This is a genomic window from Streptomyces zhihengii, from assembly GCF_016919245.1.
GTDB classification, from domain to species: Bacteria; Actinomycetota; Actinomycetes; order Streptomycetales; family Streptomycetaceae; genus Streptomyces; species Streptomyces zhihengii.
The window spans coordinates 6,431,994-6,445,352 of record NZ_JAFEJA010000001.1 but is presented as its reverse complement, the minus strand read 5'-3'; the positions used below and the strand labels follow the sequence as shown (position 1 = coordinate 6,445,352).

The window sequence follows — 13,359 nt, the reverse complement described above, 5'->3', positions numbered from 1 at the left end:
CAGTGCGCGGCGGCGGGCCGGGCGGGACGTTTCGTCGGTCGGGGGCATCGTGGTCCAGGGGCGGGGAACGGCGCAGGTGGGCAGGCCCGCAGGCTACCGCGTCAGCGGCCCCGCAGGCGGCGCACCAGGATGCTCGCGTCGCCGCGCTGCTCCAGGTCGGCCAGCACCACCGCGACCGCCTCGCGGACGATGCGCCCGCGGTCGACGGCCAGTCCGTGCTCGCCGCGCAGCACCAGGCGCGCGTGCTCCAGGTCCATCAGCTCCTCGGCGGAGACGTAGACCGTGATCTTCTCGTCGTGCCGCTCCCGGCCGCTCGGCCGCCGGTTGGCGCCCCGGCCGCGCCGCCTCGCGGCGCCGCCCGCCGGCGCCTCCGTACCGGGCGCACGGCGTGCCTTCGCCCCCGGGGCGTCCGCGGCCTCCTGGCCGCGCCCGCGCTCCTCGCCGGGCGCCTCGGGGCCGGCGGCCGCCGCGTGCTCCTGCGAGCGCGCGTTCGCGCCGGAGCCGCCCTCCGCCGCCGGGTCGCTCTCGCCCGCCGGTGCCGGCACCCGCGGCTCGCCGCCGGACTGCTTGCGCGGGGACGACGCCTGCAGCGCCGTGCCCCCGGTCGTGCGGAACAGCTCGTCGGCACCGGGCAGACTCACTCGGCGTGACACCGGGCGAGCACCTCCCTGGCGAGCTGGCGGTAGGCGGCGGCGCCGACGGAGTTGGACGCGTAGGTGGTGATGGGCTCACCGGCGACCGTGGTCTCCGGGAAGCGGACCGTCCGGCCGATGACCGTGTGGTAGACGTGGTCGTCGAACGCCTCGACGACCCGCGCCAGCACCTCGCGGCTGTGCACCGTGCGGGAGTCGTACATCGTGGCGAGGATGCCGTCGAGCTCCAGGTCGGGGTTGAGCCGCTCCTGGACCTTCTCGATGGTCTCGGTCAGCAGCGCCACTCCGCGCAGGGCGAAGAACTCGCACTCCAGCGGCACGATGACCTTGTGCGCCGCGGTCAGCGCGTTGACCGTGAGCAGGCCGAGCGAGGGCTGACAGTCGATCACGATGTAGTCGTAGTCGGACATCAGCGGCTTCAGCGCCCGCTGGAGCGTGGACTCGCGCGCGACCTCGCTGACGAGCTGCACCTCGGCCGCGGAGAGGTCGATGTTGCTCGGCAGCAGGTCCATGTTGGGCACGGCCGTCTTGAGCAGGACCTCGTCCGCGGACATGCCGCGCTCCATCAGGAGGTTGTAGACGGTGAGGTCCAGCTCCATCGGGTTCACGCCGAGGCCCACGGACAGGGCGCCCTGCGGGTCGAAGTCGACGAGCAGCACCCGGCGGCCGTACTCGGCGAGCGCGGCGCCCAGGTTGATGGTCGACGTGGTCTTGCCGACGCCGCCCTTCTGGTTGCACATCGCGATGATCTTGGCGGGACCGTGGTCGGTCAGCGGGCCCGGAATCGGGAAGTACGGCAGGGGACGTCCGGTGGGGCCGATCCGCTCGCGGCGCTGACGCGCGGCGTCGGGCGCGAGGGTGGCCGCGTACTCGGGGTCGGGCTCATACTCGGCGTCGGGGTCGTAGAAGTGCCCTTCGGGGACTTCCTCGTAGGCGGCGAAGTGGGTGGACTCTCGGCCACTCTCGTTGCCGGCCATGGCGTTCACGTGTTGGCCGTCCATCGTCTTCATCGTGTGGGGTGTCGTCATGTGCGTCGTGTGCTGGTGCGTCACGAAGGGGCGGACAGCGACGGAGCCGACAGCCTCGAAACCGGGCGACGGGTCCTGGCCCGCAGCCGTTCCTGGTTGACCACCCCCGGGAGTAAATGTCGACTCATTCACAAGTCGTCTTACCTCCTTGGACGGGACCAGGAAACTTATCGATAGGTCAGCGTGGCACCATGCCGACGGTTGGCGACTCTATGGCGTGTCACCGCTCCGCAGCAACACAATCCGCCGGACCCGGCCCGATGTGTCGGCAATCGAACACCCCGCTGTCAAGGGCGCGCGACCCGTTCCCTGTGCTCCCGCCGACAGGTTTCAGGGGTGGGCGAAACGGCTAAAGGGTTACGTTCGAGGCGAGTTGAACCTCCGTCCCGAGCAGGGACAAACGTGTCCGGCCGGACCTTGCTGACCAAGGTCCGGCCGGACACGTGATGTTGACGACGTCGGTTGACCGTCAGCCGAGAAGCGCGCTCAGCTCGACGCTCTCCAGGCCGTGGGCCTCCGCGACCTCCTTGTAAACCACCTTGCCGTCATGGGTGTTGAGACCCTTGGCCAGCGCGGTGTCGCGGCGCAGGGCCTCGGCCCAGCCGTTGTTCGCCAGCGACACGATGTAGGGCAGCGTGGCGTTGGTGAGCGCGTAGGTGGAGGTGTGGGGCACCGCGCCGGGCATGTTGGCGACGCAGTAGAAGACCGAGCCGTGGACCGGGAAGGTCGGGTCGGCGTGGGTGGTCGGACGGGAGTCCTCGAAGCAGCCGCCCTGGTCGATCGCAATGTCGACAAGGACACTTCCGGGCTTCATCCTGGCGACGAGCTCGTTGGTGACCAGCTTCGGCGCCTTGGCTCCGGGGATCAGCACGGCGCCGATGACGAGGTCGGCCTCGACGACGGCCTTCTCCAGTTCGAAGGCGTTGGACACGATCGTCTGCACCTTGGTGCCGAAGATCCTGTCGGCCTCGCGCAGCTTGTTGATGTCCTTGTCGAGCAGGGTCACGTGGAAGCCCATGCCGACGGCGATCTGGGTGGCGTTCCAGCCGGAGACGCCGCCGCCGATGACGACGGCCCGGCCGGCCTGGGTGCCGGGGACGCCGCCGGGGAGCACGCCGCGGCCGCCGGCCGAGCGCATCAGGTGGTAGGCGCCGACCTGGGGGGCCAGCCGGCCCGCGACCTCGGACATCGGGGCGAGCAGCGGCAGCGCGCGGTTCGCCGTCTCGACCGTCTCGTAGGCGATGGCGGTGGTGCCGGACTCCAGCAGGGCGTCGGTGCACTCGCGGGAGGCGGCCAGGTGCAGGTAGGTGAAGAGGGTCTGGTCCTTGCGGAGGCGGTGGTACTCCTCGGCGATGGGCTCCTTGACCTTCAGCAGCAGGTCGGCGGCGGCCCAGACCTCGTCGGCGGTGGGGAGGATCTGCGCCCCCGCCGCGACGAACTCCTCGTCGGTGATCGAGGAACCGACGCCCGCGTTCCGCTCGATGACGACCTGGTGGCCGTGTCGCACGAGCTCGTGCACGCCGGCGGGGGTGATGGCCACCCGGAACTCGTTGTTCTTGACCTCGCGGGGGATGCCGACCTTCACGTCGATCACGGTCCTTGACTCAGAGGGAAAAAGCGGTCAATGCCATAGATACCCAGCCTCACCGGGCACACCGGGACACACCATGTGAAGGCCCGGCATCAACCAGTCTAATGAAGGACTTCCCGCTGTCTAGCCTTACAAAGCATCAATCTTCTTCGGAACCACTGCGGATTTCGTAGGCGGAACCCTCCTCTCCAAGGAGCCTTTCCGCAGCGTGACGGTGCAGTTGCGCAGCGGCGGGGTCCGACAGCCGCTCCAGCGTGTCCGCCAGCCGGAGCTGGAGCGCGGCCTGGAGGCGCCTGTCACCGGCCTGCCGCGCCCACTCCACGGCCTCCCGGCAGGTGCGCAGCGACTCCTCCGGTCGGCCCGCGTACTCCTGCACCCGGGCCACCTCGCTCAGCGCCCGCGCCTGGGCGGGCACGTCGCCGAGCCTGCGGTGCCCGGCCACCGCGGCCCGCCAGCTCCGCAGCGCCTCCCCGTAGCGCCCGGCGTAGGTGTGCGCGGTGCCGAGGCGCCCGTACAGCCGCGCCTCGTCGGCCCGCTCGCCGCGGGTCTGGCGCTGCGCGAGGGCCCGGCCGTACCAGTCGGCGGCCCGCTGCCAGTCCCCCAGCTCCTGGTAGGCGCCCCCGACGGATTCCATCGCACGGCCCGTCGCGTAGGCGTCCTTCGCCAGCCGTCCGGCGTCCAGCGCCTCGCGGTAGCGGGCCAGCGCGTCCTCGGTGCGGCCGTGCCCGGCGTCCAGGTCGGCGAGGTTCAGCAGGGCGGCGGCCCGCTCGCGGTGCAGACCGCGCCGCTGCGCGACGTCGAGCACCAGCCGGTGCAGTCCGTAGAGGTCGGCGGCGGCCGCGTCGGTGCCGCGGTGCGCCGCCAGCGCCCGCACGAGACCGGCCACCAGCCGCCTGGCCAGCGTGTCCAGCTCCCCGTCGTCGACGGCGACCCGCGCGGAGGCGAGCAGCACCTCCCGCCGGGCGTCGAGCCAGGCGTCCGCCTCGGCCACCGACACGAAGCGCAGCGCCCGCGGCAGCGCGGCGAGCTTGCGGCGTGCCGGGCTGCCGTCCGGCTCGGTGACCGCCCGGCACGCCTGGAGCCTGCGGACGGTGCGCTCCAGCATCCGGGCCCGCGCGAGCTGCACCTCGGAGGGGCGGTCGGCCGTGTCCAGCAGGGCCCTGAGCAGCCCGGCGAGGCAGCCCGGGACCTCGAAGACGTCCTCCGCGCGCCGCAGCAGACCGAGGGCGGCCAGCGATTCGAGCGTGGTCTGCGCCGCCGAGACCGAGCAGCCGGCCAGCGCGGACGCTGTGTGCGCGTCGGCCCGGCCGGCCGGTGCGAGGGCGAGCAGCCGCAGCGTCCGGGCCGCGGTCGCCGGCAGGGACTCGTACACCAGCCGGAACGCCCGGGCCAGCGGCCGGCCGCCGCTCGGCAGCTCGCCGTCGTCGGGGAGCGCGCGCAGCCGGCGGGCGGCGTCGGCGACCGAGGAGGAGGGCCGGGCCGCCAGCCAGCCGCCGAGCAGCACCAGCGCGGCGGGCTGGCCTCCGCACTCCTCGGCGACCGCCTCGGCCGCCTGCGGGTCGACGGTGATGCGGACCTCGCCCGTGTAGCAGGTGAGCAGCTCGATGGCGGACTTGGCGTCCATGCCGCCGAGCGTGCAGGGCCGGACACCCGGGATGCCGGTGAGCGGCCCCTCGGCGACGGCGACCACGAGGGCGTCGGGGTTGTCGGGGATCAGCGGGTCGACGTGTTCGGCGTCGCGGGCGTCGTCGACGAGCAGCAGCACCCGGCGGACGGCGAGGGCCTCGCGCACACACTCGGTGAGCTCGTCCTCGTCCGCTCCTGGGGGCGCGGTCGCCCCCATGGCGCGCAGCAGCGAGCCGGCCGCCTCCTCCAGGGGGACGGGCCGCCCGCCCGGCTCGGTCAGGCGCACCCGCAGCACACCGTCCGGGTAGCGGTCGGCGAGCGTGCGGGCGAGCTCCTCCGCGAGGGCGGTACGCCCCGATCCGGGCCGGCCCGCGATCAGCAGGACCCGGGCCCGGGCGGCCCTGCGGCCCGCGAGGGTGTCGAGGCCGGCGTGCCCGATGTCGTCGTGGAGCGACCTGAGTTCGCGGTGCCTGCCGAAGAAACGGTCACCGGCGCCGGTCCGGACGCCCACCGCCCGGTCGGGGCCGTCCGAGTCCAGCGCCTGATCCGTCACGGGCCACGCTCCAGTCCGTCCGCGCACGAGCCGAGCCCGCCGGGGCTCCGCACGGGCGTTGCGAGCCTAGTTCACGCATCGGGACGATCCCGGCGGCACGGGGCGGGCACAGCCCCCCGTCCCCCGATCGGATCAACTGATGGTCACATTACGGAACCTGAGAGCCCGTCACACGCCCGTCCGGGCTCGCGCCTCAGGCCTCGAACGGGCGGGCCGGCCAGGGCGCGCCGGCGGGACGCAGGGCGTCGAAACCGTCGCCGGCCAGCGCCGCCGCGGCGGAGAGCGCGCCGACGACCAGGCAGGTGTTGTGCAGTTCGCCCGCGAGCGCGCCCCGGACGAGGTCCTGCAACGGCACCCGCGCCAGCTCCATGTCGGCCTCCTCCTCGGAGACCTCGTAGCGCGCGCCCTCCGCCTCGGAGAGGTCACGGGCGAGGAAGACCCGCACCGCTTCGTCGCAGCCGCCGGGGGTGGGGTACACGTCGGTGAGCACCCGCCAGTCCTCGGCCTTGACGTGCGCCTCCTCGTACAGTTCGCGCTGCGCCGCGTGGAGCGGGTTCTCGCCGGGGACGTCGAGCAGACCGGCCGGGATCTCCCACAGCTTGTGCCGCACCGGGTGCCGGTACTGGCGCAGCACCAGCACGCGCCCCTCGCCGTCGAGGGCGAGCACCGCCACCGACCCCGGGTGCACCTGGTAGTCGCGGGTGACGACCGTCCCGTCGGGCATGACGACGCTGTCCGTGCGGACACTCGTCTTGTTGCCGCGGAACGGCGTCGCGGTCGCGGTGACCTGCCACTCCTCGGGGGTGTCCTTCAGGGTCATCGAAGCGTCCTTCCACCACGTACAGACGACGGACCGGGGCGCCCTCCCCCATGGGCGGGCACCCCGGTCAACGGTATCGTCCGCGGACTACTCGGCCGCGCGCGCCGCCTGCTGGCGCTCCACCGCCGCCTTCACCAGACCGGCGAAGAGCGGGTGGGGGCGGGTCGGGCGGGAGCACAGCTCCGGGTGCGCCTGGGTGGCGACCAGGTAGGGGTGCACCTCGCGGGGGTACTCGACGTACTCGACGAGCTTGTTGTCGGGCGAGGTGCCCGAGAACCGGATGCCCGCCTTCTTCTCCAGCTCGGTGCGGTACGCGTTGTTGACCTCGTAGCGGTGGCGGTGGCGCTCCTCCACGTACGGCTGGTCGTCGTAGACCTCGCGCACGATCGAGCCCTCGGCGAGCTTGGCCGGGTAGAGGCCCAGGCGCATGGTGCCGCCGAGGTCGCCGGCGCCCTCCACGTAGGCGAGCTGCTCCTCCATGGTGGAGATCACCGGGTGGGCGGTGGTGGCGTCGAACTCGGTGGAGTTGGCGTCGGGGATCTCCGCGAGGTTGCGCGCGGCCTCGATCACGATGCACTGGAGGCCCAGGCACAGGCCCAGCAGCGGCACCCGGTGCTCGCGCGCCCACTTGATCGCGCCGACCTTGCCGTCCACACCGCGCTCGCCGAAGCCGCCGGGGATGACGATCGCGTCGACGTCGCCGAGCTGCTTCTCCGCGCCCGCCTGCGTCTTGCAGTCGTCGGAGGTGACCCACTTGACCTTGACCCGCGCCTTGTTGGCGAAGCCGCCGGCCCGCATGGCCTCGGTCACCGACAGGTAGGCGTCGGGCAGGTCGATGTACTTGCCGACGAGCGCGACGGTGACCTCGTGGTCGGGGTTGTGCACCCGGTCGAGCAGGTCGTCCCAGGTCGTCCAGTCGACGTCGCGGAACGGCAGGTCGAGCTTGCGCACGACATAGGCGTCCAGGCCCTCGGTGTGGAGCACCTTCGGGATGTCGTAGATCGACTTGGCGTCGATCGCGGCGACGACCGCGGCCTCGTCGACGTCGCACATCAGCGAGATCTTGCGCTTGATGGCGGTGGGCACGTCGCGGTCGGCGCGCAGCACGATCGCGTCGGGCTGGATGCCGATGTTGCGCAGCGCGGCGACCGAGTGCTGCGTCGGCTTGGTCTTCAGCTCGCCGGACGGGCCGATGTACGGCAGCAGCGAGATGTGCACGACGAAGACGTTGTCCCGGCCGACCTCGTGGCGGACCTGGCGGACCGTCTCCAGGAACGGCAGCGACTCGATGTCGCCGACGGTGCCGCCGACCTCGGTGATCACGACGTCGACGTCGTCGGTGGCCATCCGGCGGATGCGCGACTTGATCTCGTTGGTGATGTGCGGGATGACCTGGACGGTGTCGCCCAGGTACTCTCCGCGCCGCTCCTTGGCGATGACCTGCGAGTACACCTGGCCGGTGGTGACGTTCGCGGAGCCGTCGAGGTCGACGTCGAGGAAGCGCTCGTAGTGGCCGATGTCCAGGTCGGTCTCGGCGCCGTCGTTGGTGACGAACACCTCACCGTGCTGGAACGGGTTCATGGTGCCCGGGTCCACGTTCAGGTACGGGTCGAGCTTCTGCATGGTGACCCGCAGGCCCCGCGCCTTGAGCAGCGCGCCCAGGCTGGAGGCCGTGAGGCCCTTGCCGAGGGAGGAGGCGACACCCCCGGTGACGAAGATGTGCTTGGTCGTCGCGGATGTGGCTCGTGCCGGCATCGCCAAGAGGGGGCTCCCGTGGTCGCGTGGTGGGGTACGTACCGGCTGCCGGATCCCTTTCGGGGGGCGCCGTCGCTGCGGTTTCGGGGCCTTCTCCGCATCGGGACGGCCACCGGTCCACGGGGTACCAGGGTATCAGCGCCCACGCACGGCTGCTTCCGGCCACACCTCGCGCCGCCCTCTCGGGGGTGTGGCCGGCCGTCGTGCGGGCAGGCTGTCCGGCGACCGCTCACCGCGTCCGACCTGCCGCTCACCCGTTCGGCGCAGGAACGTTGGCGGGACACCTGCGCGGACCCCCGGTGTGCGTCGTATCCTGCTCGGACACTCGCTGCCGAGCCGGGCCGGCCGAGCGGCGGATTTCCCAGCCGAGGGCCGGTTCTCGGCGCCCCCCACACCAGTGCGAGTGGCGACAGGGCCACTTCGGTGTTTGGGTCGTCGCGGCTCGTCAACGACCCTTGACTTCGTAAGCGCCCCGAGGGGCGGACGTGGCCGTTCGACTGGAGATGCACGTGGCCGGGCGCATCGAGGACTACGCACTCATCGGAGACATGCAGACCGCAGCACTGGTCTGCCGGGACGGCACGGTGGACTGGCTGTGCCTGCCCCGCTTCGACTCGCATGCCATCTTCGCCGGACTCCTCGGCACCGAGGAGCACGGTTTCTGGCGGCTGGGCCCGGCGTACGGCGCGGACTCCGCGCCGCCGTCGGCCACCCGGCGGCAGTACCGGGGCGACTCCCTGATCCTCGAATCCGAGTACGACACCGCACGGGGCACGGTCAGAGTGACCGATTTCATGCCCCCGCGTGACGGTGCGCCCCAGCTCATCCGCATCGTGGAGGGCGTCACCGGCCGGGTGCCGATGCGCTCCGCGCTGCGGATGCGTTTCAGCTACGGCCGCATCGTGCCGTGGGTGCACAAGGTGGACACCCGTACCGTCGCCGTCGCGGGCCCGGACTCGGTCTGGCTGGACACCGACGCCGAGACGTACGGCAAGGACCTCACCACGTACTCCGACTTCACCGTCTCCCCCGGCGAGCGGATCGCGTTCACGATCAGCTGGCAGCCCTCCCACAAGGAGCCGCCGGCGCTGCCCGACCCGGAGGGGTCGCTGGAGGCGACGGCCGGCTTCTGGAGCGAGTGGGTCGACCACTGCACGTACCACGGCCCCTACCGGGAGGCCGTCGTCCGCTCGCTGATCACGCTGAAGGCGCTCACCTACGCGCCGACCGGCGGGATCGTCGCCGCGCCCACCACCTCGCTGCCCGAGGAGATCGGCGGGGTCCGCAACTGGGACTACCGCTACACCTGGCTGCGCGACGCCGCGATCACCCTCTCCTCGCTGCTGCGCACCGGCTACCGCGAGGAGGCCCGCGCCTGGCGCGAGTGGCTGCTGCGCGCGGTCGCCGGAGACCCGGAGAACCTCCAGATCATGTACGGCATCGCCGGTGAACGCGAACTCGGCGAGGCCGAGTTGGACTGGCTGCCGGGCTACGAGAACTCCACCCCGGTCCGGGTCGGCAACGGAGCGGCGCACCAGCTCCAGCTCGACGTCTACGGCGAGGTCACCGAGGCCCTGCACCTGGCCCACATGACCGGCCTCAACCGCAACGACTACGCCTCGCTGCTCCAGCTCAAGCTGATCCAGTACCTGGAGAAGCACTGGGACCAGCCCGACGAGGGCATCTGGGAGGTGCGCGGGCCGCGCCGGCACTTCGTGCACTCCAAGGTGATGGCGTGGGTGGCCGTCGACCGGACCATCAAGCTGATCGAGTCCGGCGACGCGGACGGCCCGCTGGAGCGGTGGCGCGACCTGCGCGACGACATCCACCGGGACGTCTGCGAGAAGGGGTACGACAAGGAGCGGAACACCTTCACGCAGTCCTACGGCTCCAAGGAGCTCGACGCCTCGCTGCTGCTGATCCCGCAGATGGGCTTCCTGCCGCCGGACGACAAGCGGGTGATCGGCACCATCGAGGCCATCCAGCGGGAGCTGTCCACGGAGGACGGCTTCATCCTGCGCTACCCGACCGAGGGCGCCGACGAGGGCGTCGACGGTCTGCCCGGCGACGAGGGCGCGTTCCTCGCGTGTTCGTTCTGGATGGCGGACGACCTCGCCATGATCGGCCGGGTCGACGAGGCGCGCCGGCTCTTCGAGAAGCTGCTGGCGCTGCGCAACGACCTCGGTCTGCTCGCCGAGGAGTGGGACCCGAGGCTCCAGCGGCAGGTGGGCAACTTCCCGCAGGCGTTCAGCCACGTCCCGCTGATCGACACCGCCCTGCGCCTGACGGCCTCCGGGGCCTACGGGGGCTGAGCCCGTACCGGTCCGGCGGGCCTCCCGCCGGACCGCCGGACCGGCCCGTCCCTGCCGTCCGCTCCCCGTGCGGCGTCCCCGCGCGGTCCGCTCCCCGTGCGCCGTCCCCCGCGCGTCCGCTCCCCGTGCCCCGGACGATGCGGCGGAAACGGGACACCGGTAGCGTCCCGCTCCATGGAAGACCAGGGCGGGATCACCGTGCGGCGGGCCCTCGAACTGCCGGTGCTGCGCAGCGGCCTGCCGGAGACCGTGGCGGGCGGCGACCGGCTCGGGCGGACGGTGCGCTGGGTGCACGCGGGCGAGGTGCCCAACATCGCCTCGCTGCTCAAGGGCGGCGAACTGCTGCTGACCACGGGCCTCGGGCTCGGCACCCGCCCCGCCGAACAGCGCGCCTTCGTCCGGCAGCTCGCCGAACGCGGCATCGCCGCGCTGGTGGTGGAGCTCGGGCCCCGCTTCGACCGGCTGCCCTCGACCCTGGTGGAGACCGCCCGGGCGGCCGGGCTGCCGCTCGTCCAGCTCCACCGGGAGGTGCCCTTCGTCTCGGTGACGGAGGAGATCCACACCGAGATCGTCAACCACCACTACGCCCTGCTGCGCCAGGCCGAGGAGGTGCACCGGCGCTGCACGGCGGCGCTGCTGGGCGGCGGGGGTGTGCCGCAGGTGCTGCGCGTGCTGTCGGAGTTCACCGCGAACCCGGTCTTCCTGGAGACCCCGGACGGCCGGCTGCTGTACGCGGCGGAGGCCGGGCGGTCCCCGGCCGATCCGCTCCAGGTGTGGGAGGGACTGCGCGGCGGACGGGCGGAGGGCACGCCCGCGACGGCCGTCGTGGTGGACGTGCCCGGCGGTGGCGGGGGCACCGCCGCGGTCCGGGCCCGGCTGGTGCTGCTCGCCGTCTCGGCCCCGCTGTCCCCGGTGCACCGCATGGCCGCGGAACGCGCGGCGGGCTCCCTCGCGGTGGTGCTGATGCAGGCACGGCAGGAGGAGGAGCTGGCGGCCCGGGGGCGGGGCGACTTCCTCACCGATCTCGCGGAGGGCCGCATCGCGCCCGACTCCGCCCCCGCCCAGGCCCGTGTCCTCGGCTTCCGGCCGGGCGAGGGGCCGCTGCTGCCGGTGGTCATGCGCCTCGCCGCGGAGCCCACGGGGACCGGGGACTGGGCCGTGCTGGCGCGGGCGGTGTCGAAGGAGCTGGCCGGGCTCGGCGTCCCGGTGCTGCTGGGCGTGCGCCCGGTCGAGGGCCGGGTGCCGCTGCTGGTCGGCCTGCGCGACGGGTCCGAGCGGGCGGCCGTCGCCGACCGGGTCGCGGGCGCGCTGCGCACCGGCGTCGAGCGGGCCGGTCTGGAGCGGGCGGGCGGGCCGCCCGCGGTGGTCGTGGTCGCGGCGGCGGGCGACTGGTCAACGGCGGGGCCGGGGCTGCGGCACGCGGCCGAGACGGCGGTGGCGGCGCAGGGCCTCGGCGACCGGCCCTGGTACGACGCGCGGCGGCTCGACATCGAGCTGCTGCTGTGGCGGCTGCGCGAACACCCGGACCTGGCCGCGTTCGTGGAGCGCTCCGTCGGGCCGCTGCTGGCGCACGACGCGGTCTCCCGTCCGCCACTGCTGCCGACCCTCCGGACGTATCTCGCGCACGCCGGCCGCAAGGCGGAGACGGCGCGCGAGCTGCATCTGAACCGGCAGACGCTGTACAACCGGCTGGCCCGCATCGGGGAACTGCTGGGCACGGACCTGGACGACCCGGAGACGGTGCTCTCGCTGAGCCTCGCCCTGCGCGCCCGCCGCCACACCCCGTGACCCCGGCCGGGCACCCGCCCGGACCGCCGCGGCCGGGGGCTCAGAGCGGGAGCGCTCCCCCGCCCGTCAGCTCGTCGTAGACGCTGAGCACATGGGCGACGGTGTCGTCCTCCGAGGGCCAGCCGCCGGCCTGGACGCGGCCGGCGCGGGACAGTTCGACGCGCCGCGCCGGGTCGGCGAGGAGCCCCCGGACGGCGTCGGCGAGGGCGCCGGCGTCGCCGTAGGGGACCAGTTCGGCCGCGTCGCCGACCAGTTCGGGGACTCCGCCGACCGCCGTGGCGACCAGCGGGACGCCGAGCCGCAGCGCCTCCTGGGCGAGGACCGAGCGCGCCTCCCAGCGGCTGGGCAGCACCGCGACGTCGGCCGCGGCCAGCAGCTCGGGGACGTCGTCGCGCCGGCCGAGCAGGAGCACCGGCAGGTCCTCCCGCGCGATGCGGCCCTGCAGCGCGGCACGCCGGGGCCCCTCCCCCGCGACGACGAGCAGCGGGGCGGGGTCGAGCGCCCGCCAGCGGCGGGCCGCGTCGAGCAGTGTGCCGTAGCCACGGTGGGCGTCGAGGCTGCCCACGGCGACGATCAACGGGCGTCCCATGGAGCCCAGTTCGGCATGGGTCTTGTCGGGGCGCCCGCCGGGCGGGGTGACGGCCCTGGGGGCGGCGACGGGCGCGAGGCGGGCGTCACGCGCGCCCCGGGCGCGGGCCAGGTCGACGAGTTCGGAGCAGGTGGCGAGGACGACGGCCGCCGCGCGGGCCGCCCGGCGTTCCAGCAGCCGCAGCAGCCGCTCCCGCCCGCCGTCGCCGTGCCCCCGGGTGTGCCAGGTGACGACGAGCGGGACGGACAGGCCGCCGAGGGCGAGCGAGGCCCGCACGGCGGCGTGCAGCCCGTGGGCGTGGACGACGTCCGCCCCGGCGCACGCCGCGCGCAGGGCGCCGACCGTCAGGGGGTCGCTCCGGCGGGGGACGGGCGCGAACAGCGCGCCGGCCCCCGCGTAGTCGTAGACACGGTCGAGTGCGGCGGGGGCGCACACGGTCACCCGCACGCCGCGGGCCACCAGCCCGGCGGCCAGTGACCTGACGTGCGTGCTGCTGCCCGCGCTGCCGCCCCCCAGCACCTGGACCGTCCGCAGCTGTGTCACCCGCCAAGGATGCCAGTCCGTACGGGCGTTCCGGCACCGTCGCGATGTCGTTCCGGTGCACGGAGCAGGATCCGGCGTCGACGGATCACCCACATCGGTGA

At 73.4% G+C, this 13,359-nt stretch carries 9 protein-coding genes; 2 read left to right on the top strand and 7 right to left on the bottom strand.

All coding sequences use genetic code 11. The annotated features are described in order from the left end of the window. Positions 1-101: 101 nt before the first annotated feature. The 6 genes from JE024_RS27450 to pyrG form a co-directional block, all read right to left on the bottom strand. Positions 102-641, bottom strand: a complete 540-nt coding sequence (locus JE024_RS27450) for a hypothetical protein (protein ID WP_205376756.1) — start codon at positions 639-641, stop codon at positions 102-104. Further along, positions 638-1,813, bottom strand: coding sequence for a ParA family protein (locus JE024_RS27445; protein ID WP_205376143.1), 1,176 nt, complete (start codon positions 1,811-1,813; stop codon positions 638-640). Before JE024_RS27445 ends, JE024_RS27450 begins: the two co-directional genes overlap by 4 nt. 337 nt (positions 1,814-2,150) lie before the next feature. Then, a complete protein-coding gene (ald, locus tag JE024_RS27440) occupies positions 2,151-3,266 on the bottom strand; it encodes an alanine dehydrogenase (RefSeq protein ID WP_205376755.1) in 1,116 nt (371 codons plus the stop codon). A gap of 145 nt (positions 3,267-3,411) precedes the next feature. After that, positions 3,412-5,451, bottom strand: coding sequence for a tetratricopeptide repeat protein (locus JE024_RS27435; RefSeq protein ID WP_205376142.1), 2,040 nt, complete (start codon positions 5,449-5,451; stop codon positions 3,412-3,414). A 193-nt stretch (positions 5,452-5,644) separates the two neighbouring features. Continuing rightward, positions 5,645-6,271: an NUDIX domain-containing protein gene (locus JE024_RS27430; RefSeq protein WP_205376141.1), complete on the bottom strand. Its 627-nt coding sequence runs from the start codon at positions 6,269-6,271 to the stop codon at positions 5,645-5,647. 87 nt (positions 6,272-6,358) lie between these two features. After that, a complete protein-coding gene (pyrG, locus tag JE024_RS27425; protein WP_205376140.1) occupies positions 6,359-8,026 on the bottom strand; it encodes a CTP synthase in 1,668 nt (555 codons plus the stop codon). 509 nt (positions 8,027-8,535) lie between these two features. On the opposite strand from pyrG, the gene JE024_RS27420 reads away from it, so the two are divergent. After that, on the top strand, positions 8,536-10,338 hold the full coding sequence (locus tag JE024_RS27420; protein WP_205376754.1) for a glycoside hydrolase family 15 protein: 1,803 nt from the start codon (positions 8,536-8,538) through the stop codon (positions 10,336-10,338). A gap of 174 nt (positions 10,339-10,512) precedes the next feature. After that, positions 10,513-12,126 carry a PucR family transcriptional regulator gene (locus tag JE024_RS27415; protein WP_205376139.1) on the top strand — a complete coding sequence of 538 codons (1,614 nt, stop codon included), beginning with the start codon at positions 10,513-10,515 and terminating at the stop codon, positions 12,124-12,126. 40 nt (positions 12,127-12,166) lie between these two features. On the opposite strand, the gene JE024_RS27410 is transcribed toward JE024_RS27415, so the two are convergent. After that, positions 12,167-13,258, bottom strand: coding sequence for a glycosyltransferase family 4 protein (locus JE024_RS27410; RefSeq protein WP_205376138.1), 1,092 nt, complete (start codon positions 13,256-13,258; stop codon positions 12,167-12,169). Positions 13,259-13,359 lie beyond the last annotated feature (101 nt).